The organism is Streptomyces parvus (genome assembly GCF_014648875.1).
GTDB classification, from domain to species: Bacteria; Actinomycetota; Actinomycetes; order Streptomycetales; family Streptomycetaceae; genus Streptomyces; species Streptomyces parvus.
On the sequence record NZ_BMRY01000021.1, the window covers coordinates 15,291 to 35,393 of the forward strand.

19 protein-coding genes are annotated in these 20,103 nt (G+C 69.7%); 8 read left to right on the top strand and 11 right to left on the bottom strand.

The annotated features are described in order from the left end of the window. Positions 1 to 210 precede the first annotated feature (210 nt). The 4 genes from aztD to aztB all read right to left on the bottom strand — a co-directional run bounded on the left by aztD (position 211) and on the right by aztB (position 4,611). Entirely contained in the window at positions 211 to 1,416 is a 1,206-nt protein-coding gene (gene aztD, locus IE140_RS35035; protein ID WP_150194532.1) for a zinc metallochaperone AztD, read from the bottom strand. Positions 1,417 to 1,503: 87 nt separating this feature from the next. After that, entirely contained in the window at positions 1,504 to 2,466 is a 963-nt protein-coding gene (gene aztC / locus IE140_RS35040; RefSeq protein ID WP_189461053.1) for a zinc ABC transporter substrate-binding protein AztC, read from the bottom strand. Then, positions 2,463 to 3,704 (bottom strand): hypothetical protein, encoded by a 1,242-nt coding sequence (locus IE140_RS35045; RefSeq protein ID WP_150194530.1) that lies wholly within the window; start codon positions 3,702 to 3,704, stop codon positions 2,463 to 2,465. Before IE140_RS35045 ends, aztC begins: the two co-directional genes overlap by 4 nt. Positions 3,705 to 3,729: 25 nt before the next feature. Then, complete coding sequence (aztB, locus tag IE140_RS35050; RefSeq protein ID WP_093436426.1) at positions 3,730 to 4,611, bottom strand: zinc ABC transporter permease AztB; 882 nt, start codon at positions 4,609 to 4,611, stop codon at positions 3,730 to 3,732. A 14-nt stretch (positions 4,612 to 4,625) separates the two neighbouring features. Here aztB and aztA point away from each other — a divergent pair, with 14 nt between their 5' ends. Further along, positions 4,626 to 5,369, top strand: coding sequence for a zinc ABC transporter ATP-binding protein AztA (gene aztA, locus IE140_RS35055; RefSeq protein WP_373296219.1), 744 nt, complete (start codon positions 4,626 to 4,628; stop codon positions 5,367 to 5,369). Positions 5,370 to 5,537: 168 nt separating this feature from the next. On the opposite strand, the gene IE140_RS35060 is transcribed toward aztA, so the two are convergent. Further along, positions 5,538 to 6,305: a TauD/TfdA family dioxygenase gene (locus IE140_RS35060; RefSeq protein ID WP_150194525.1), complete on the bottom strand. Its 768-nt coding sequence runs from the start codon at positions 6,303 to 6,305 to the stop codon at positions 5,538 to 5,540. A gap of 121 nt (positions 6,306 to 6,426) precedes the next feature. After that, entirely contained in the window at positions 6,427 to 7,377 is a 951-nt protein-coding gene (locus tag IE140_RS35065) for a GHMP family kinase ATP-binding protein (RefSeq protein WP_229827101.1), read from the bottom strand. A gap of 210 nt (positions 7,378 to 7,587) precedes the next feature. Here IE140_RS35065 and IE140_RS35070 point away from each other — a divergent pair, with 210 nt between their 5' ends. From IE140_RS35070 to IE140_RS35095, 6 genes are all read left to right on the top strand, one after another. Continuing rightward, positions 7,588 to 8,601, top strand: a complete 1,014-nt coding sequence (locus IE140_RS35070) for a pyridoxal-phosphate dependent enzyme (RefSeq protein ID WP_093436431.1) — start codon at positions 7,588 to 7,590, stop codon at positions 8,599 to 8,601. Between the two features lies 1 nt (position 8,602). Next, positions 8,603 to 9,427 carry a Rossmann-like domain-containing protein gene (locus IE140_RS35075; protein WP_150194523.1) on the top strand — a complete coding sequence of 275 codons (825 nt, stop codon included), beginning with the start codon at positions 8,603 to 8,605 and terminating at the stop codon, positions 9,425 to 9,427. Further along, positions 9,424 to 10,683 carry an MFS transporter gene (locus IE140_RS35080; RefSeq protein WP_150194520.1) on the top strand — a complete coding sequence of 420 codons (1,260 nt, stop codon included), beginning with the start codon at positions 9,424 to 9,426 and terminating at the stop codon, positions 10,681 to 10,683. The genes IE140_RS35075 and IE140_RS35080 overlap by 4 nt, the downstream gene beginning before the upstream one ends. A 181-nt stretch (positions 10,684 to 10,864) precedes the next feature. Beyond that, entirely contained in the window at positions 10,865 to 11,884 is a 1,020-nt protein-coding gene (locus tag IE140_RS35085; protein ID WP_109177657.1) for a FecCD family ABC transporter permease, read from the top strand. 1 nt (position 11,885) lies between these two features. After that, on the top strand, positions 11,886 to 12,653 hold the full coding sequence (locus tag IE140_RS35090) for an ABC transporter ATP-binding protein (RefSeq protein WP_150194518.1): 768 nt from the start codon (positions 11,886 to 11,888) through the stop codon (positions 12,651 to 12,653). Between the two features lie 8 nt (positions 12,654 to 12,661). Beyond that, entirely contained in the window at positions 12,662 to 13,645 is a 984-nt protein-coding gene (locus tag IE140_RS35095; protein ID WP_150194516.1) for an ABC transporter substrate-binding protein, read from the top strand. A 120-nt stretch (positions 13,646 to 13,765) separates the two neighbouring features. Here IE140_RS35095 and IE140_RS35100 read toward each other — a convergent pair whose 3' ends face one another. The 4 genes from IE140_RS35100 to IE140_RS35115 form a co-directional block, all read right to left on the bottom strand. Beyond that, on the bottom strand, positions 13,766 to 14,923 hold the full coding sequence (locus IE140_RS35100; RefSeq protein WP_150194514.1) for an acyl-CoA dehydrogenase family protein: 1,158 nt from the start codon (positions 14,921 to 14,923) through the stop codon (positions 13,766 to 13,768). Then, positions 14,923 to 16,140, bottom strand: a complete 1,218-nt coding sequence (locus IE140_RS35105) for an MFS transporter (RefSeq protein WP_150194512.1) — start codon at positions 16,138 to 16,140, stop codon at positions 14,923 to 14,925. The genes IE140_RS35100 and IE140_RS35105 overlap by 1 nt, the downstream gene beginning before the upstream one ends. Continuing rightward, a complete protein-coding gene (locus tag IE140_RS35110; protein WP_150194509.1) occupies positions 16,137 to 16,883 on the bottom strand; it encodes a class I SAM-dependent methyltransferase in 747 nt (248 codons plus the stop codon). The genes IE140_RS35105 and IE140_RS35110 overlap by 4 nt, the downstream gene beginning before the upstream one ends. Before the next feature lie 87 nt (positions 16,884 to 16,970). Further along, positions 16,971 to 18,005 carry an enolase C-terminal domain-like protein gene (locus IE140_RS35115; protein ID WP_150194507.1) on the bottom strand — a complete coding sequence of 345 codons (1,035 nt, stop codon included), beginning with the start codon at positions 18,003 to 18,005 and terminating at the stop codon, positions 16,971 to 16,973. A 103-nt stretch (positions 18,006 to 18,108) separates the two neighbouring features. Here IE140_RS35115 and IE140_RS35120 point away from each other — a divergent pair, with 103 nt between their 5' ends. Then, a complete protein-coding gene (locus IE140_RS35120) occupies positions 18,109 to 18,858 on the top strand; it encodes a class I SAM-dependent methyltransferase (RefSeq protein ID WP_150194505.1) in 750 nt (249 codons plus the stop codon). Here the strand turns inward: IE140_RS35120 and IE140_RS35125 are convergent. Beyond that, positions 18,855 to 20,078 carry an ATP-grasp domain-containing protein gene (locus IE140_RS35125; protein ID WP_150194503.1) on the bottom strand — a complete coding sequence of 408 codons (1,224 nt, stop codon included), beginning with the start codon at positions 20,076 to 20,078 and terminating at the stop codon, positions 18,855 to 18,857. The two genes, IE140_RS35120 and IE140_RS35125, sit on opposite strands and share 4 nt — an antisense overlap. Positions 20,079 to 20,103 lie beyond the last annotated feature (25 nt).

Consider the following 20,103-nt stretch of genomic DNA (forward strand, 5'->3'; position numbering starts at 1 on the left):
GCGGGCCGAGGATGCGATTCCGCGGCATCCAGGACGGAAGCGCGGGACTCCTACCGCACCACTTGCTGCTCGCCGTTGCCTCCGAGAAAGAGCCCTCGACACCGCAGGCCCCGGCACCCAGGAGCGTCGACGACAGCAACGCCTGCCGGAACACGAATCCGGCAGGCGTTGCGCTCCTCGGGGCCCGAGGAAGAAGGGGAACGGGACAGGTCAGTGACCGGCGACCGTCCCGGACAGTTCGTTGGTGCCCTTCGGCAGGGTGACGAACGCCTGCTTCTCGCCCGACTCCAGGTCGAAGGAGTGCAGTTGACGCTTGCCCGGGTCGGAGACGTACGCCGTGTGGTCCCGGACGAACAGGGTGGGCCTGGGCTGCTGCCAGTCCAGGGGCTCGGTCCAGTCGCCGACCGCTTCGATCTTCTTCTCGACCTTTCCGGTCTCCGGGTCGATGACGTGGAGGATGCCGTTGGTGCCGAGCACGAGGGCTTCGCCGTGCGGGCCGCGGGCGAGGGAACGGAAGGAGTAGCTGGTGCCGAGGTCGACCAGCTTCATCTTCGCCGTACGGGTGTCGATCAGGGATATGCGGGTGGGACGTTCCAGTTCGGCGTCGGGGTCGGTCTTGTAGTCGCCGAGGAGGATCGGGGAGACGTCGCTGCCTGCCTGGTTGCCGGTGCGGGCGTAGTCGCCGGGGGCGTCGACCTTGGTGAACTTGCCGTCCTTGTAGAGCAGGACGCCGTCCTCGCAGCCGAAGCCGACCGCCTCGTCCTGGGCGGCGGCCTCGCCGTGCACTCCGGGGCAGTCCTCGGAACGCGCGATCTCCTTGTTGTCCTTGTCCAGGACGAGGGCTCCGGTGCGCTTCTCCTCGGTGCCGAGGGTGGTGACGAGTTCTCCGCCGGCCAGTTCGATGGCGACACCGTGGTGGGGCTTCGCGGACGTGTAGGTGCGGCCGTCCGGCTTCTTCCCGTCGGACAGGCCGGCGGGGTCGAAGACGTTCACCTCTCCCGTGCCGTCGGTGAACAGGACCGTCTTGCCGCCGTGCCGGACGACGTGCCCCGGCTTGGAACCCTTGAACTCGGCGTCGGTGAACTCCTGTCGGGTGGCGTCGAACACGCGGAAGCCGGAGTCCGTGGAGACGACGACGTGCTCCTTGTCGCCCGCCGGGTTGACCCGGTTGAAGCCGGGCAGTTCGATCGTCTTCGCGAGCTTCAGGGTCTCGCCGTCGAGGACGTACAGTCCCCCGTCGTACGAGGCGACGATCGGGTTCCCGACCGCCGCGGCCTCGCTGCTCTTCTGCTTCTTGGGCTCTGCGCCGGCAGGGGTGTCGTCGTTGCCGTTGCCGCCGCAGGCGGTCAGCGCCATCGACGCCGCCACGACCAGCGCCGTGCCCGTGAACACTCTGGCGCGCGTGGGCTTGTTCATGATCGGTGTTTCCTCTCCGGCCCTCAGGCGCAGGTTTGTGGGGTGGAGCGGCCGGCGTTCGAGGTGCCGTGCCGCGGGGAAGCTCGTTCAGTCGCCGGTGAGGCCCTCGGCCATGGCCGAGGTGTTGGCGCGCATCATCTCCAGGTAGGTGCCGGCGCCCTTGCCCTTCTCGGTCAGCGACTCGGAGTAGAGCGAGACGACGTCCACGTCGCCGCCCATCTCCTGGCGCAGGACCTCGGCGAGCCGGGTGGGCTGGGAGGAGTCGGCGAAGACGGTGCGCACCTTGGCTTTCTCCATGGCCTGGGTGAGAGAGCGCAGGTCGGAGGAGCTGGGCGAGGCGAGCGTGGTGCCGCTGGGGATGACCGCGCCGATGACGCGGAAGCCGAAGCGGTCGGCGAGGTAGCCGAAGACGTGGTGGTTGGTCACCAGGACACGCCGGTCCTCGGGGATGGCGGCGAAGGACTTCTCCATCCATCCCGTGAGGTCGGCGAGTTGTCCGTCGTACCGCTCGGCGTTCTCCCGGACCTTCTTCTCGTCGACGCCCTCCACGTGCTCGGCGACCTGGTCGGCGATCAGACCGGCGGCCTCGCGTACGCGGTCGGGGTCGGTCCAGAAGTGCGGATCGGGCTTGCCGGCGTCCTCTTCGGGGCCGCCGTCCTGTCCGGCGTGGAAGGTGAGGGGGTCGGCCGCCTCACCCGCGGCGAAGGTGGCCACTCCGGACTCGCGGGCCGCCTCCACGTGCCGCAGCACGTTCTCCTCCAGGCCGAGCCCGTTGTAGACGACCAGGTCCGCGTTCTCCAACTCAGCTGCCTGCACGGCCGAGAGGCCGAAGGAGTGCGGGTCGGCGTTGGGCTTCATCAGGACACTGACGCCTGCCTCGTCCCCGACGATCTCCCGGGTGATGTCGCCGAGGATGTTGGTGGTCACCACGACCCGGGGCCGTTCGTCTCCGCCGCCCGCGCAGCCGGTAGCCGCACCGGTGAGGGCGAGGAAGCCGACCAGGGAGGCCAGCAGGGAGCGCATCCGTGGAGCGCCCATGAGCGCGCTCATCGGCCCGTCTCCACCATCAGGGACGGCCGTACGTCGACGTCGAACGTACGGGCCACGCGGAGATCGTCGTTGTAGTCGATCTCGTACACGCGCTTGCCCTCGGGGTCGTTGAGGTAGGCCCGGCTGCGGTCCACCTCGATCACCGGGGCCGCGCCGCCGCCCGCACCGGCTTCAGGCAGTTCCTTCAGCAGGGGATCGGTCGCGCCGGTCTCCTTGCCGGTGGGTATGTCGTAGCCGTGCAGGGCCCCGTCGGTCTCCAGGACGACCAGCGGTGAGCCTTCGCCGGCCGTGTTGGCGGCGACCACGGGGCCGGTCTTCACCCGGGTCCAGGCGCCCTCGCCGGCATCCAGGACCCAGACGGCGTCCTTGCCGGCGGGTGCCGTGAGGGTGCTGCTGCCCGGGCGGTGCCGGAACTCCACGGCCCGCTCGGCCTTCGGCACGTCCTCGCCGTACGGAATCATCTCCGCCGTGAAGGCGCCGTCGTCCTCGTGGACGAGCAGGGCGCCGTCGGCGCAGCCGAGGACGACCCCGCGCCGGGTGACCGCGTCACCCCGGGGCTGCTCGCACTCCGCCTCCGGAGCGGCGACGCGCTTGCCGGAACGGTCCAGCACGGAGACCTTCGCCGGAGCCCCGCTCTCGGCGGTGAGCGTCACCAGGTGTTCCGCGTACGGCACGACGGCGCCGACGAACGTTCCGGGCAGCGGGGACGGCGTGCCCAGGGCGCCCTTCTCCAGGTCCGCCCGGCGATACACGCTCGCCTTCCCGTCCGTCGCCGACGTGGCCACGGTCACGCCCGCGTCGCTGCGGATGCTCGTACCGGTGCCGGCCGGAAGTTCGCCCACCTCCTTGATCTTCGCGCGGTAGTAGTGGACGTGGTCGCCGTGGTCCACCATCCACGCGCCGCTGTCGAGCACCCGTATGCCGTCCGGGCCGTGGAAGTATCCGAAACGGCCGTCCGTGGTGAGTGCGGTGGCGCCGGGGCTGCGGGCGATGTCGTGCACCTTGCCGGTGATCAGGTCCAGCACGCGGGTCTCACCGCTCCCGGGGTCGCCGAGCAGAAGTCTGGACTGCTGCTCGGCCGCCTCGGTGGCGCCTTCGACATAGCCGTGCGGAGTGGGGGACGAAGCAGACGCACCGGAACCGGACTTGGCCTCGTCCCCGCCCCCGCATCCGGCGGTCAGGAGGATCACGGCCGCGAGGGCCGGAGCCAGTGATGTGACGTTTTTTCGGACGAGCAAGGGGATCGCCTCAGGTTTCTCTCGGTCAGGACGTGGGGGAGGTCGCGGCCGGGGCGACCGCCGGTTCGGCAGGACCGGTGCGGCGCGCGGGGCGGCGGTGCCGAAGTCCGGATGCCAGGTGGGACAGGAAGAAGAGAGCGACAGCGAGGGCCGAGACGGTAGCTCCGGCCGCGGTGCGCAGATGCCAGGACAGGAGCAGGCCGCCGAAGGTGGCGGCGGCGCCGAGGAGCGCTGCCAGGGCCATGACGCCGCTCACGCTGCGCGCCCAGGGCAGGGCCGCTGCGGGCGGGGCGATGAGCAGACCGAGAACGAGCAGCGTGCCCACGATGTGGAAGGAGGCCACGATGGCCAGAGCCAGCAGGCCGAGCAGTACGGCATGGGCGAGCCGGGGACGCAGCCCGAGTGTCCGGGCCTTGCGGTCGTCGAACGCGAGAGCCAGGAAAGCCCGGTGGCCGAGCACCGAGACGGCCAGCGCCAGCAGCAGGGCTACTCCGAGGAGGAACAGATCGCTCTCCCGCACGGCGAGGACGTCTCCGAACAGGAAGCCGGTGAGGTCCACCGCGAAGGACTGCGAGCGCGACACGATGATGACGCCGAGCGACAGCATGCCCACGAACAGCAGGCCGATGCCGGTGTCCTGGGACAGTCGCGGAGTCCGCCCGAGGGCCGTGACGCCCGCCGCCATCACGGCCGCGCTCACCACCGCCCCCACCAGCAGGTTGCCTCCCAGCAGGGAGGCGACCGCGACGCCGGGCAGCAACCCGTGCGACATGGCGTCACCGAGGAAGGCCATCCCGCGGAGCACCACCCACGTTCCCGCGAGGGCGCATATCGCCGACACCAGGATCCCGGCCCACAGGGCCCTCTGCACAAAGGCCACCTCGAAAGGGGCCGTCAACCACTCCATACGCGGACCATATAATGACAACCATGTTCAACAACAACCCCTCACTCCCGTCGGCCGTCGATCTACGGAATGAGCGCGTCCGGTTCCAGCGGCTGAGCGCCGGCTACCCCGGCCGCCCCGTACTCCACCAACTCAGCGCCGTAATACCGTCGTTGGCGATGACCGCCCTGGTCGGACCCAACGGAAGCGGCAAGTCGACGCTGCTGGGCGTCCTGGCCGGAGTGATCACCGCCACATCCGGAGAACTGCGGTACGCGGAGGGCTCCCCACCGGCCTTCGTCCCGCAGCGCGGTGCCGTCGGCGACACCCTCCCCCTCACGGCGCGGCAGACGGTGGAGATGGGCCGCTGGGGACAGCGGGGCCTGTGGCGGCGGCTGACCCGCACGGGCCGGACCGCGGTCGACTCCGCCATGGAGAGGCTGGGGGTCGCCGACCTCGGCGCCCGCCAGCTCGGCGAGCTGTCGGGCGGCCAGCGTCAGCGCGTGCTGATCGCGCAGGGCCTCGCCCAGCAGTCCGACCTGCTTCTCCTGGACGAGCCGACCACCGGGCTCGACCCCGAGGCGCGGGAGCGGATCACGGCCCTGCTGACGGACCTGGTCGCCGACGGCACCACCGTCGTCCAGGCCACCCACGACCTGGAGGCCGCCCGCTCGGCCGACGCCTGCCTGCTCCTGGCCGACGGACGACTGATCGGGCAGGGATCACCGGAGGAAGTGCTCACCCCGGAGGCACTGGCCCGGATCTGGCAGCCGGTGTGAAGCACGAAGCGCTCGCAGAGCCTGTGCAATGACCGAGGCGGGGTGAGCGGATCGCCGGTCGCCCCCCTTACGGACCGGGGAATCTCCCCCGGTCCGTCCCGCACGCAAACAGCACAGCCGCAGACGCCCGCCCCTGGGTCACGGCGAGTGAGGCGAACCAGTAACGCCTCAGCGGGCGTCGCTGCTGCGCACCGTGAGGATGCGTACCGCGCGATCTCCCGTGTGAGTCTCGCGGCCGTGCCAGCAGCGGTAATTGTCCAGGACGAGGATCTCCCCCTCGTCGAGCCGGAATCGCGGGAGCGTCTCCTCCAGCGCATGGACGGCTTCCTCCAGACGGGCGAGCATCCGCCGGGTGTGGTCCGCGCCGGGGTCCCGGTGCAGAGGGGCCACCCCGTCGCCGCGCCGGACGATACGCCGACCGGCGCGGGTGTACTCGACATGCCTGCCCACAAAGGGGGTTGCGGGCATACCACGCAGTCCGGACCACGCGCCGTACAGGTCGACGTCCCCCCGGGTCAGGAAGTCCCACAGTTCAGGATCGGCCGTCGCGCAGTGGTCCACGAAGCGATAGGCGTCGGCCACGAAGGAGTCGCCGCCGGAGTCGGACTGCCGGATGCACTGGATGAGGACATAGTCCTCATCCGGATCACGTCGGCGATGCTCGACGCCCCCTACGTTGACGACGAAGTCGAAGCTGTCCGCATGGAGGTGGACGAAGTTCGAGCCGTCGGACGCCCGCAGCCGGTGAGGGAACACCTGCTGCAGCCGCTCCCCCAGGACGGCTGCGGCGGCGAGGACCAGGCCGTCACCGGTGGGCTCGACGCCTGTCAGGACGACAGCGCCGTCAGCGGCGAGCGGGTGAGCGGCCTCCAGCCTGTCCGTGACGTGGATCCGGGCCGGCACGACGCCGGGAGCAGGCAGCTGTGCGGTGGGCATGAAGCTGGGTCCCTTCGACTGTTCGGGAACGGCCGGCCGGGCAACGGCCGCGAGGAAGTCCACGTGCCCGAGGGCGTCCGCGCAACCGGGCCCCGTCGGGGCATGCCTCCGGGAACCGCCCTCAGCCGACGGTCCGACCACCATGACTGACGGCGTTCGGGAAACTGAGGGTCCGATAGATTGCGACACCCCCGGCCAGATCCCCGCACGCCCGGGCCACCGCTGTGGCCCGGTGCGGGTACGCGGGATCCGCGGCGTCCAGGAGCACGCCGAGCGCCGTCCCACTGTGCCCCACGGCCACGCCCAGACCACCGGCATCCCTGCAGATCTCCCGCATGGGCTCCAGCAGTCGCTTGTACCGAAGCGGCTGGTTCATGAGCGCGCTGCGCGTCGCCACCCTGCCCACCTCCGCGAGGTCGCGTGAGCGAACGGCCCCACTCAGCCGGTCCAGCAGGTCGGCGTACTCACGCCGGTCCGCCGGCGTGAACGGCTTGGGTATGCGGTTGAAGTCGACCGTGTCCACGGCCCCGCCCTCGTCGACACCGACGACCGACATGGCGGGCAACGGGCCCAGCATCGCGCGCAGTCGTACCGCTCGATGATGGAAGGCGACTATTCCCGGGTACAGGACACCATCGGTCGGTTCGATCAGCCTCAGCAGCCCCTCGATCCGCGATGGCGGCATGTCGAGCCGCAGGGCCCGCCCCACCGCCCGCGCCGTGGCGACCAGGTCGGCGGATGAACTGGCCAGCCCTTTGCCCTCCGGGATCACGCTGTTGACCGTCAGCACCCCGCCGGTCGCCCCCGGCGTCTCCTCCAGGATCAGGCAGGCCAGCCGCCTCGCCTTCTCCTTGTGCGACGGCCTGACGATGACGTCTCCCATGGCCGGGTCGCACCGGAAGGACGCCCTCGCCCACCGGGCGACAGGTAGCGTGACGAGGAAATCACCTGCCTCCTCCGGCAGTTCACCCTGAAGCAGTTCCCCGAACGTTCCGTAGGCGGTGCCCACACCCGTGTCCGCGCCCGCCTGGCCCGACAGGCAGGATCGCGGACCGACTTGGGGCAGATTCATGAGTTCCTCCGAAAGCCTTGCTGCCCCGTCATGGGGCGTAGAGGTGCCGTACGGCTCCTGTGGCGGCGACTGACGCGCACCTTACCCGCTTTTGACAATCGTTTTCATTTCCATAATGCTCTCGTCCGGGCTCACGGTCACACCGCGGCCCAGCCCAGCCGGACCTGATCGAGACAGACGGTTCATGTCCCGCTCGACCGGAAGACGGAGATGTACGAGCACATAGCTGAAGCGATCAAGAAACCCGATCTCATAGCCCTGCGGCCGGACCTGGTCTGTCTGCGGTTCGAGACCATGAAGATCTACTCGGCTCTGGGGGCGGTGCGGCACCTCCGTGAGTCGGGCACCGTCAAACCCGGTGACACCCTCATCGACAGTTCCAGCGGCATCTACGCGCAGGCCCTCGCCCTCGCCTGCCACCGCTACGGCATGAAGTGCCACATCGTGGGGTCGACCACGGTGGACCGCACGCTCAAGGCGCAGCTCGAGATTCTCGGTGCCACGCTCGAGCAGGTGCGGCCGTCCAGGAATCTCCGCCTCGACCAGGAGCTCCGGGTGCGGCGCATCGCCGAGATCCTGGAGGAGAACCCCTCGTACCACTGGATGCGGCAGTACCACGACAGCATCCACTACTACGGCTACCGCGAAGTGGCCGAAACGATCGCCGACGAGGTCCCCGCCGGACCGCTGACCCTGGTGGGCGGCGTGGGATCCGGCGCGTCGACCGGCGCCATCGCCTCGTATCTGCGCGAGGCGGGCCGAGACGTCTCCCTCGTCGGAGTCCAGCCCTTCGGCAGCGTCACGTTCGGCTCGGAGCACGTCTCGGACCCGGACATGATCATCGCCGGCATCGGCAGCGCCATCCCGTTCGAGAACGTCCGGCACGATCTGTACGACCGGATCCACTGGGTCAACTTCGACTCCGCGCTCGCAGGCGCCGTCCACCTGCTCCGCTCCAGCGGCATCTTCGCCGGCCTGTCCGCGGGCGCCGCCTACCTGACCACCCGGTGGGAGCGGTCGAAGGACGATTCCCGGACGTACGTCTTCATCGCGGCGGACACAGGTCACCGCTACGTCGACAGCGCGTACGCCAAGCACACCGAGGCGCCCGACATCGAGGACCTCGAACCGCGCGAGATCACCTCGCTCGACGAGCTCAGCCACCCCTGGTCCGCCATGGCCTGGACCGATGACTCCACTTCCGACCAGAAGAAAGCCCTCTGACATGCCCTTTCCCATGCCGCAGTCGGTCGCCGAGCTCACCGATGCCGTCCTCGCCGGGGACTACGGCCCCGACCCGAAGGACATGACCGTCACCAGCGCCTTCTGGCTCTACCACACGACACGGCTCGCCGGCGGACCGGTGACGTACCACAACCACTACCTGGTACTGCGTGTCGGCCGGTCCTTCGGCGGCTGCTCCTTCGAGGCGGGCGAACTCACCCCGGACTTCTGCGAGAACGCCTCCGGGCACCCGTTGGAGAAGTTGCTGCGCCACGAGTCCGCCCCGGTGCGCACAGCGGCGCTCGACGCCTACCTCGCACAGATACAGCCGCACCGGGAAGCCCCGGAGCCGGAGGCCGTCCCGCTGCCGGTGGGGACCCCCGAAGTGCGGGCGAAGGCGCGGGACGCGTCCATCGCCGGGCTGCTCGACATCGAGGAGGGCGCCAAGGTCGCGCTCATCGGCGTCGTCAACCCGCTCGTCGCCGCGATCCGCGAGCGGGGCGGCGTCTGCCTGCCCTGCGACCTCAACCTGCGAACCACCCAGTGGGGAGAGCCGGTCGCGGACGACATGACCGAGGTCCTCGCAGAGGCCGACGCCGTCGTCGCCACGGGGATGACTCTCTCCAACGGCACCTTCGACCTGATCCTGGAACACTGCCGCGAGCAGAAGGTGCCGCTCGTCGTGTACGCCCAGACGGGCAGCGCCGTCGCCCGCGCCTTCCTCGGCTCGGGCGTCACCGCCCTGAACGCCGAGCCCTTCCCGTTCTCACAGTTCAGCGCCGACGAGACGACGATGTACCGCTACCGCGCCGGCGGTGACCTGTGAGCGCCGGCACCTCCCGTTCGGCCGTCGCACCGGAGAAGTCCCCCGGGATGCCCGGCGACCTGAAGATGGCGCGAGCCCTGTGGCCGGTCCTGGTGGCCTCCGCCGTCGGCCTGCTGCCGTTCACCGTCTTCAGCACGTACCTGGTGCCGATCGCCGAGGAGACCGGGAGCGGTGTCGCCGCGGTGGGCGGCCTGCGCGGCCTGGGGGGCCTCGCGGCGCTCGCCGTGGGCACGGCCCTGGCCCCGCTGATCGACCGGGTTCCCAAGTCGAAGGCGGTCGCGGTCGGTCTCGTCGTACTCGCCGTCTCCTCAGCCCTCGGCGCGAGCGGGGACTTCCTCCTGACCGCGGTGTTCTGCCTGCTGGTCGGCGCCGCTACGGCGGTGATCAACCCGGCGCTCACCGCTGCCGCCGCCGACCGGTTCGGCGACGGCAGGTCCGCCGCCCGTGCGGCCACCCTCGTCACGTCGACGACCTCGATGGCGGCGATGCTCGCCGCGCCCCTGATCGCTCTGCCGGCCCTGCTGCGGGGATGGGAGGGCGACCTGCTCGCCGTCGCCGTCGTCTCGCTGCTGCTCGCCGCGGTCTTCCTCGTACGCGGGAGGAAGGGCGAGGACGCGGTGGTCGAGGGCGGCCCGCGCACGGGCTACTTCGCCTCGTTCAAGGCCCTGGCCCAGGTCCGCGGCTCGGTACCGCTGCTGGCCATCTCCTTCCTGCGCACCGCGGTCTTCATGGGTTACCTCGCCTACCTCGCGGTCTACTACGACGACCGGTTCCACCTCGACCCCGCCCTGTTCTCGCTGGTGTGGACACTCAGCGGCGCCTCGTTCTTCGTCAGCAACCTGCTCACGGGCCGCATCACCAACGCCGAGAAATCCACCGTGGGTACCGAACGGCTTTTGCTCGTCGGACTGTTGGCGGCCCTGGTCACCGCAACCGGTTTCTGGTTCACGACCTGGCTGCCGCTCGCCCTGGCCTTCACCTCGCTGCACGCCGCGAGCCACGCGGTCGTCGCCGCCTGCGCCGTCAGTCTGCTGGTCAGGCGCTGCGGATCGATGCGGGGTTCCGCGCTGAGCCTCAACGCGGCGGGCCAGAGCCTCGGCGTCTTCGCCGGCGCCGCCCTCGGCGGAGCGGGACTCGGGATCGCGGGGTACCCGGGGATCGCCGCCGCGTTCGGGCTGCTCGTCGCCGTGGCCGTGGTGGCCGGGCTCCTGGTGCTGCGCTCCGAGGACGAGGACGAGATGCCCGGCACCGCGTAGCCGAAGCCGACGGGGCGCCCGCTCCAAGGCCGCGGGCACCCCCGGACGCACATCCAACCTTCACCAACGTTCCGAGACCGGAAGGCCGATCCACATGTCACCGCCCGCGCCACCCGAGGCGCCGCAACGTCCCGCGCCCACCGCGGAAGAGCCGGTTCGGACCGGCTCCCGGACCGGCCTGGTGGCGATCTGCGCGAGCCTGTTCGCCGCGCTCGTCGTCTCCGTCGTCGTCGCCATCGGTCTCGGGCCCGCCGTGGTCCCCCCGGCCGAGACCGCACGCTTTCTCTGGGCCGCGCTCAGTGGCGGGCAGATCTCGGCGGACGAGGTGACGACGTACCAGATCATCTGGCAGATCCGCACCCCGCGCGTGCTGCTCGCGGCGCTCGTGGGGGCCGGGCTCAGCGCGGTCGGTGTCGCCATCCAGGCCCTGGTGCGCAACGCGCTGGCCGACCCGTTCGTTCTGGGTGTCTCCTCGGGGGCCTCCGTGGGCGCCGTCGGTGTGACGGTCATGGGCGGGCTCGCCGTGTTCGGGATCTACGCGGTCTCCGTGGGCGCCTTCCTCGGCGCGCTCGTGGCCTCGCTCCTGGTGTACGGCGCCTCGTCCACCAAGGGGGCGCTCTCGCCGCTGCGGCTCGTCCTGACCGGTGTCGCCATGTCGCTGGGCTTCCAGGCCGTCATGAGTGTCATCATCTACTTCGCGCCCAGCTCCGAGGCGACCAGCATGGTCCTGTACTGGACCATGGGCAGCTTCGGCGCCGCTTCCTGGGGTTCGCTCCCCGTGGTCGCAGCCGCCGTGCTGGTGGGTGTCCTCGTCCTGCACCGGTACGGCCGCCCGCTCGACGTCCTGGCTCTCGGTGACGAGACCGCAGCCAGTCTGGGCATCAGCCCCGACCGGCACCGCAAGTCCCTGCTCGTGCTCGTCTCCCTGGTGACGGGCGTGATGGTCGCCGTCAGCGGTTCCATCGCCTTCGTCGGCCTCGTCATGCCGCACCTCGTGCGGATGGTGGTGGGCGCGACGCACGCACGGGTGCTCGCCGTCGCACCGCTCGCCGGGGCGGTCTTCATGGTCTGGGTCGATCTCGTGTCGCGGACCCTGGTCGCCCCCCGCGAGCTGCCGCTCGGCGTCATCACCGCGCTGGTCGGCGTCCCGGTGTTCATCACCCTGATGCGCCGCAAGTCCTACATGTTCGGGGGCCGTTGAGATGAATCTCGAACTCGACGGGCTCTCGGTGGTGACCGACGGCAAGAGTCTGGTACGGGACCTCTCCCTGGACGTCGGCAGCGGTCAGGTGGTCGGCCTCGTCGGCCCCAACGGCAGCGGCAAGTCCACCGCCCTGCGGTGCGTGTACCGGGCCCTGAAACCCAGCTCCGGCACCGTGAAGGTGGACGGCCAGGAACTCTCGTCGCTGACCATGCGCCGCAGCGCCCAGCTCATCGCGGCGATGACCCAGGACGGCGCCGTCGACCTCGACTTCACCGTCGAAGAGGTGATCGCCCTCGGCCGCACACCCCACCAGCGCGGCAGCACCCCGCTCAACGGTCACGAACGGGATCTGTGCGAGCACGCCATGCGTCGGCTCGACATCCTGCACCTGGCCCGACGAGGCATCCTCACCCTCTCCGGCGGCGAGCGCCAGCGCGTCCTGCTGGCCCGCGCCCTCGTGCAGGAGCCGAAGATCCTCGTCCTCGACGAGCCGACGAACCATCTCGACGTACGCCATCAGGTGCGGCTCCTGTCCCTGCTGCGCGGCGCCGGCCTGACCGTCCTCGTCGTACTCCACGACCTGAACCTCGCGGCCGCCGCGTGCGACCGGATCGGCGTACTCAGCGAAGGCCGCCTGATCAACTCGGGTACGCCCAAGGACGTCCTCACCCCCGAACTCGTCGACGAGGTGTTCGGGGTCCGCGCCTCCGTCGTCCCGCATCCGCTGACGGGCGACCCCCAGCTGCTCTACTCACTCGATTCCTGAGGAAGACCATGAAGTTCACCAAATTCGCCATCCCCGTCGCCGCGTCCGCGCTCCTGCTCACGGGGTGTGGCGCCGAAGTCGAATCCCAGGGCAAGGGCTCCGGGAAGAGCACCGTGAAGCGCTGCGGCGAGTCCGTCGAGTACACCGTGCCGAAGCGGGCCGTCGCCTACGAGGGCGGCAGCGCCGACAAGCTGTTCAGCCTGGGCCTGGCCGACCATGTGCACGGCTACGTCATGCCGCCGGCCAACCCGCCGGTCAGCGAGTCCCCCTGGGCGAAGGACTACGCCAAGGTGAAGATGCTCAGCGACGACCTCCTCAACAAGGAGATCGTCGTGGACGCCAAGTCGGACTTCGTCGTCGCCGGCTGGAACTCGGGCTTCAGCGACCAGCGGGGCATCACCCCGGAGATCCTCGACAAGCTCGGCGTACAGAGCTTCATGCACAGTGAGAGCTGCTACAACTACCCGGGACATCCGGAGAAGTTGACGCCCTTCAAGGGCCTCTACACCGACCTCGAACGCCTCGGGCGGATCTTCCAGGTCGAAGAGAAGGCGGAGAAGGTCGTCGCCGGCCTGAAGAAGCGTGAGGCCGCCGTCGCCGAGCAGGCTCCGAAGGGCAAGCCCGTGCCCGTGTTCCTCTACGACTCCGGGACCGACCAGCCGTTCACGGCGGGCAACCAGGTGCCGCCCAACGACATCATCAAGACCGCGGGCGGGAAGAACATCTTCGACGGCCTGGAGGAGCGCTGGACCCAGGTGAACTGGGAAGCCGTCACGCAGGCCGAGCCCGAGGTCATCATGATCTTCGACTACGGCGACCAGCCCGCCGAGAAGAAGATCGAGTTCCTGAGGAAGTCGCCGCACACCAAGGAACTGCCGGCCGTGAAGAAGAACAACTTCTTCATCCTCGACTACAACGAGGGCATCAGCAGCCCGCGCAATATCGACGGCCTGGAGAAGTTCGGAAAGTACATGCGCGCATTCGAGAACTGATGGCCAGGGCTCGGTCACGGGTCCTTCCGGTGGCGGTCAGCTCTCGCTGGTGCTTGCCCCTGATGTCCCTGGTCTTCCCCTCTGAACCGGGGAGGGCCGGGCATCTTCCGCCGCGTGCCGTCAGCTGTACGCCGTGATCAGCGGGACCTCGCCGGTGAGAAGGGACGTACCAAGCTCCTGGGCCTTGTACACGAGGGGATCGTGCAGGGTCAGCGTTCGGGCGTCGCGCCAGAACCGGTCGAGGCCCGATGAGCGTGCCGTGGCACGGGCGCCGGTGAGTTCGAAGATGCGGCTGGTCGTCTCCGTCGCCGTACGGGAGGACACAACCTTGGCAGCGGAGACCGCGAGCGCGGCCCGGCCGCGTTCGGCCGGGGTCAAGGCGAGGCCGACTGTGTCCGCCTGCACGAAAGCCCTGGTCGCCTCGTCGGCCAGGAGGCGTGCCGCACGGAGGTCAGCGTCGAGGTGCCCGTACCCGGCGAGGACGTGCGGGTCGTCGACAGCGCTCTCCAGTCCGCTCGCCGGCCAGGGGCGCGAGGTTTCGCGCGTGTACTGGGCGGCCTCGGCGAGCGCGCCCTCGACGATGCCGACGAGGACCTGTGTGAGCACCGCCTGGAAGGCCAGGGAGACGAGTGACAGGCGCAGCCGGCGCGGACTCGAATCGTCCTCGTCGGCCGGGAACGTGCCCAGCACGTCACCGGGGTCGGCCCGGACGTCCTGAAGGACGATGCTCCCGCTCGCGGTCAGACGCTGCCCCAGGTTGTCCCAGTCCGACGGGTGCGAGATGCCGCCGGCTCCGCGACGGGCGACGACCACGAGCCGCGCCGCGCGATCGGCGCGGGTCGCGCTGACGAAGAGGCGGTCGGCGACGGCGCAGCCAGTGGCGAACGCGCCTCGGCCGGAGACCGAGAGCCCGTCATCGGTCTCGGTGGCGACGATCGTGTCGCGCGGGTTGCTCACGGCCGCCACGAACAACTGGTCGGCCGCGACTTCCTGCCTCAGCGAGCGGGCCAGTTCGCCGTTGTCGTAGAGCGAGGCACGCCACAGGTGCAGGTAGTGGTAGCCGAGGAGGTGTCCGATCGAGGCGTCGCCGGCGGACACGAGCCGGGTGACGGTGTGCGTCGTGCGGTGGTCGTCGGGATCGACGGCGAGCAGCCCGCTCTCGCGCAGCATCTGGATCTCGGCCAGCGGCGGCTGGTTGGCGTGCTGCCTCTCGACCGCGTCCTTCCGCAACCGCTCGGCGACGGCGCGGGCGGTGGTGACGGCGTCTGCGGGGTTCATCACGAGCCTGTCCTTTCACGCTGGGGGCTCCGGAACCGGCGGTGCACGAGCAGCAGGGCCGGGGGGATCAGCACGCACTGGGCGGCGACCGCCACCCAGAACCCGGGCAGTTGTCCGGCGGTCTCGAACCGGTAGTAGAGCCCGCCGCCGACCAGCCCGCTGAGGAAAGCGCCGATGCCTTCGGCCAGCCGCTGGTGGCTGAAGACCACGGCTGGGGAGCGTTTCGAGCGGGCGAGTGCTTCGAGGACGTTCTTCAGGAGCAGTACGGAGTTTCCCGCGCCGATGGCGAGGATGCCGACGGCGAACGCCACCTCGTTGCCACCGGTGAACGCGATCATGCCGACGGCCAGGCCCCCGAAGCCGAGCGCCATGGCTTTGGTGTAGCGCATCTGCTCGACACGGTCGGCGATGAGGGGCTGGAGCACGGCCAGCACCAGGGAGTAGCCCATCATGGCCGCGCCGTAGAACACGGTGGCGACCCGGTCCTCGGCGTAGGACGACAGGTACTGGTAGAAGTGCATGTGCAGGTAGAGCGTCAGAGCGGTCACGGCGAAGGGCAGGACGGCGAGCCCTCTCAGGGCCCGGCGCAGCGGCTCGACCACCTCGTGCTCGTCCCTGCTCTCCCGGGGCAGGAACACATGGCCGACCATCATGAGCGCGTGCAGCACGGTGGCGGCGACGAACATCCCGCCGGGTTCGTGGATGAACAGGGAACCGACCACCGGGCCGAGCGCGACACCGACGTTGCCCGTGGCGTAGCTCGCGGCCACCAGGCGCGGCCGTTCCGTCTCGCTCGCGCCATGGACGGTATAGCCTCTGACGCTCGGCGAGTAGAGAGCCGTGGCAGCCGATCGCAGGAACAGCGCCGCGATGGTCACCGCCGGCCATGCGCCGCCGACGACGAATCCGAGCGATCCGAGTGTCTGCGGGACCATCGAGATCAGAAGGCAGCGCTGGAACCCGATGCGCTCGGCGAGAGCAGCGCCCGGCACGCCGCCGGCGAACTGCACGAAGGTGGCCAGTCCGAGGACGACTCCCACCTGGCCCATGCTGAGTGACATGCGGTCACGCAGGAGGATGGCCAGATACGGGTAGACGGAGAAGCTGATCAGGTTGACGAGGAAGCCGCTGCCGAGCAGCGCTCGCTGTGTGCCGGTGAACGAGCGGACGCCGGACAGTAAGGAACCGCCCGGCGTCTCACGTCGGGTGAACGTCACGCCGTCCGTGCCTTCTTCCCTCGCATGATCAGGCGGGTGGCTCCGCCGTCGTACGGGCGGCCGTCCCAGTCACCGAAGCACTCGATCTCCTCGAAGCCGGCCTGCCGGAACATGTCGCGCAGTTCCCTGGCGCTGTAGACGTAGCAGGTGAGGGAGGAGTGCTCGGCCGTGTTGCCCCGCACCATCGTCCAGTCGGTCCGGTACCGGGTCCAGTCGTCCAGGATGGTGTCGCGCATGACGACCATGCCTCCCGGTATGTCGACGATCTTAGGAGGACCGACCCAGGACGCGTACGTCTCCTTGCTGAGCAGGTCCACGATCAGCTGTCCGTCCGGTGCCAGTGACTCGTGGGCGTTGCGCAGGACTTGGAGGTTCTCCTCGGGGTCCTCGAAGTAGCCGAAGGAGGTGTACATGTTCAGCACGACGTCGAATGCGCCCGGTGCCACGTACTCGCGCACGTCGGCCTGGACGAGCGCGGCTTCGACCTTGGCGTCCGCGCAGACGGCGGCAGCTCGTTCGAGCAGTTCGCTGTGGAGATCCACACCCGTGGTCCGGTACCCCTGAGCGGCCAGGGGCACGGTGTACACGCCGACGCCGCAGCACTGGTCGAGCACGCGGCTGCCCGCCGGGAAGGCCAGCAGCGGGGACGTGGTCACCACCTCGGCGGCCTGCCGCTCCCTCTCGGGCGAGAAGAGCACCGCAGAGAAGCCGGACCACAGGTTCAGGTCCTCGTACCAGTCCATCGTTCCCCTCCCGTCGTGCGACGCAACGCGCGTCCCTTCTACATGTCGTGCCGGGAGCGGGAGAAGTTCCCGCTGCCCGTGCGGCGGTCAGCGTGACGGGCGGACGCCCAGGCCCGGTTCATCGCCCAGGACGATACTGCGGTCGTTGAGGCCAAGTCCCCGGAACGGGGGGTCGCTGAGGTAGAGGTGGCCGTCCATGTCGATGTGGTCGGCGAGCGGAGCGAGCTGCGCGGCCTGGCTGATGGCGAGCTCGGACTCGCACATGCAGCTGAGCATGGTCCGGAGCCCGGCTTCCCGGCCGGCCTCCATGACCTTACGGGCCCCTCGGATTCCGCCGGCCTTGCACAGTTTGACGACGATGCCGTCCGCGTACGAGCGTGCGGCGAGGACACTGGCGACGTCGGTGCACCCCTCGTCGAGGAAGACCGGCAGCCGGTCCGGGAACTCCCGGTAGCGGTGGTAGTCGTCGACCGCCGTGGTGGGGAACGGCTGCTCGATGAGCTGGATGCCCAGTTGGCGCAGGCGGGGCGTGAGGGCGCGTGCGGTGTCGAGGTCCCACGCCTCGTTCGCGTCGATACGGACGGGCAGCGCCGTCACTGCCCGGATCGCCTCCAGCGCCTCCAGGTCGTCCGGCCCGCCGACCTTCACCTTGAGCGCGCCCACGTCCGGTGCCTTGCGGACCGCGCTCACGGCTTCGTCCGGGCTCGCCATGCTGATGGTGTAAACCGTCGGCCCCAGGGTTCTGGGCATCCTGAACAGCTCCCAGGTCGGCCGGCCCGCGGCCTTGCCGATCCAGTCGTGCACCGCGCCGTCCAGTGCCATCCGTGCGCCGGCCGGCGCGTCCCACTTCTCGATGCGATCGAGGACGAGCTGCGGGTTGTTCAGGTTCGGCCCGAGGATCTGCACGCCCTCGGCTGCCACAGCGTCCACGACGTCGTCGGCGGTCACTCCGCTGTACTCGGTCGGTGTGCCCTCGCCGAAGGCTGTCATCCCGTCGTACGTGAGGGTGACCATGCAGGTGTCGACGGAGTCGATCTCGCCACGGGAGCTCTTCACCGTCTCGATGAGCCGCAAGGACTCGCGGTGCACGGCGAGTTCGGTCCTGCCGGAACCATGATCCATGAGTGGGCCTCTCTCGGTCGTTCGGGTCTTCTGGAACTTGGCGGGTCTCCGTGCCGACTTGTTTGACAAGGGATACGGCACGTGACGAGTGAAGGAGACGGCGATGGAATGGTTCGAGGACGAGACGTTGTGGGTCGATTTCTCGGATGTGTTGTTCTCCGCGGGGCGTGCCGAGGAGGCCCGGGCCCGGGTCGGCTCGTCCCCGCTGCTGCGGGTGCCTGCCGGTGCCGCGGTGCTCGATCTCGGTTGCGGGCCGGGGGCGTACGCGATTCCGCTGGCCGGGAGCGGGGCCGCGGTCACCGGTGTGGACCTCAGTGCGGCACTGCTCCGACGCGCGAAGGCGGGGGCGTCGGAAGCAGGGGTGGAACTGCGGCTCGTCCGGGCGGACATGCGCGAGTTCATCGAGCCTGACCGGTTCGACCTGGCCATCAGCATGTACACCTCTTTCGGGCTCTTCGCCGATCACGACGAGAACATGCGGGTCCTGCGGAACGTGGGGGCGAGCCTCAAGCCGGGCGGTCACTTCCTGATCGACCTGTACGGGAAGGAGATCCTGGCCCGTGACGGCGGTCTGCCGCACATCTTGGAGGTCGAGGGCGGCACGATGGTCGTCCGCGGCACGATCCTCGGTGACTGGGAACGGTTCCGGGACGACTTCACCCTGGTCCGGGGCGAGCGGGCCCGGACGGCGTTCGTCGAGCACACCCTCTACAGCGCTTTCGAGCTCAAGACGATGCTCGTGGAGGCGGGGTTCACCGAGGTCGAGTGCTTCGGTGGCTTCGATGCCGAGCCCTTCGACAACCACGCCCGACGGCTGATCGTGAGGGGCAGCCGGGGGTCGGAGGCCGCCTAACACCGGGGGCGCGTCTCGGCGTGCACGGCTCCCGCCGCGGTGACCGCACGGTGCGTGGCGATCTCCGCGGTGGGGCCCTCGGCGAGCACGATGCCCACATAGCCACGTCCGTCCGTCAGTTGGTCGATGTTCGCTCCGACCGCCTTCGTCGGATACCAGGTGGGCTGCCCCGGGTAGCGGGAGATGTCCTCAAGACCGTGCACGGCGACGAGTTCGCCCGCCTGTGCCGGGTAGGCGAGGACGAACGCGACAGCCGGGCCTCCGGACAAGGGGGCGTCGAGCAGCCGTGGCCGGACGCCGAGTGCGAGGTCGACCAGGCCGCCGTACACGTTCACGTCGAGCGCGCGGCACATGGACTCCCCGACCAGCGCCCCGCCGATGCGGGGATTGACCTCGATCAGCCGTGGCCCGTCGGCCGTCATCGACAGTTCGATGTGGGCGAAACGGTCGGTGTATCCGAGAGCCGCGAGAACCTCCCCGAGCCACGCTTCGATCTCCCTCAGCTCGGTCGGCGGCAGCGCCACGGGGAACGCCGTCACGTCCTCCCGGAAGAAGGGCTGCGCGGACATGAGGCGGCTGGAGAGGCCCAGCAGCCTGGTCTCCCCCGCCCAGGTCACGGTCTCCGCGCTGTAGACCGGTCCGGCGAGGAACGGCTCGGCGAACAGTCCTCCGAAGAGGGAGGCGCCCTCGGCCTCCCGGTGGAAGCGGGAGAGGTCCTGGGCGTCGCGGACGAGCCATACGTTCTGGCTGCTGGTGCCTGCCGTGTCCTTGACGATGGCGGGCAGCCCGACGGTCGCGGCGAGCCGCTCCAGATCCACTGCGGCCGCCTCCTCCACCGGCATGGCTCCGAACGGGCTGAGTCCCTTGCCGTGCAGGAGGTCGCGGACGCGGGCCTTGTCGCGTACCAGCCGTATGACGGCCGGGTCGACGCCGGGCAGACCGAATTCGGCGGCGAGTTCGGCACCGGCCACGCCCCAGGTGTCCGTCGAGCTGATGAGGCCGCGAAGGTCCTCGATCGATGCGAGAGCCTTGGCAACCGCCTTTCGGTCACCGGTGTCGACCGCGACGACGTCGACGGATCCAGCCGGCAGGGTGGCGAGTTCGTGCAGGTACAGCGGCTCCACACCGGTCAGCAGCACCAGTCGCTCGCCCGACTCGTGTGCGGCGCGGGCAAGGTGGGCGAGGCCGAAGGAGAGCATCTCAAGGCAGGCGATGGTCATACCTACATGTCGGCTCCATGTCCGG

Coding starts and splice junctions, on each gene's coding strand:
- IE140_RS35120 (WP_150194505.1), top strand. CDS start 18,109: ATGGAATGGTTCGAGGACGAGACGTTGTGGGTCGATTTCTCGGATGTG.
- aztB (WP_093436426.1), bottom strand. CDS start 4,611: ATGGAGTGGTTGACGGCCCCTTTCGAGGTGGCCTTTGTGCAGAGGGCC.
- aztA (WP_373296219.1), top strand. CDS start 4,626: ATGACAACCATGTTCAACAACAACCCCTCACTCCCGTCGGCCGTCGAT.
- IE140_RS35125 (WP_150194503.1), bottom strand. CDS start 20,078: ATGACCATCGCCTGCCTTGAGATGCTCTCCTTCGGCCTCGCCCACCTT.
- IE140_RS35100 (WP_150194514.1), bottom strand. CDS start 14,923: ATGAACCCCGCAGACGCCGTCACCACCGCCCGCGCCGTCGCCGAGCGG.
- IE140_RS35090 (WP_150194518.1), top strand. CDS start 11,886: ATGAATCTCGAACTCGACGGGCTCTCGGTGGTGACCGACGGCAAGAGT.
- aztC (WP_189461053.1), bottom strand. CDS start 2,466: ATGAGCGCGCTCATGGGCGCTCCACGGATGCGCTCCCTGCTGGCCTCC.
- IE140_RS35095 (WP_150194516.1), top strand. CDS start 12,662: ATGAAGTTCACCAAATTCGCCATCCCCGTCGCCGCGTCCGCGCTCCTG.
- IE140_RS35065 (WP_229827101.1), bottom strand. CDS start 7,377: ATGAATCTGCCCCAAGTCGGTCCGCGATCCTGCCTGTCGGGCCAGGCG.
- aztD (WP_150194532.1), bottom strand. CDS start 1,416: ATGAACAAGCCCACGCGCGCCAGAGTGTTCACGGGCACGGCGCTGGTC.
- IE140_RS35075 (WP_150194523.1), top strand. CDS start 8,603: ATGCCCTTTCCCATGCCGCAGTCGGTCGCCGAGCTCACCGATGCCGTC.
- IE140_RS35060 (WP_150194525.1), bottom strand. CDS start 6,305: ATGCCCACCGCACAGCTGCCTGCTCCCGGCGTCGTGCCGGCCCGGATC.
- IE140_RS35070 (WP_093436431.1), top strand. CDS start 7,588: ATGTACGAGCACATAGCTGAAGCGATCAAGAAACCCGATCTCATAGCC.
- IE140_RS35110 (WP_150194509.1), bottom strand. CDS start 16,883: ATGGACTGGTACGAGGACCTGAACCTGTGGTCCGGCTTCTCTGCGGTG.
- IE140_RS35115 (WP_150194507.1), bottom strand. CDS start 18,005: ATGGATCATGGTTCCGGCAGGACCGAACTCGCCGTGCACCGCGAGTCC.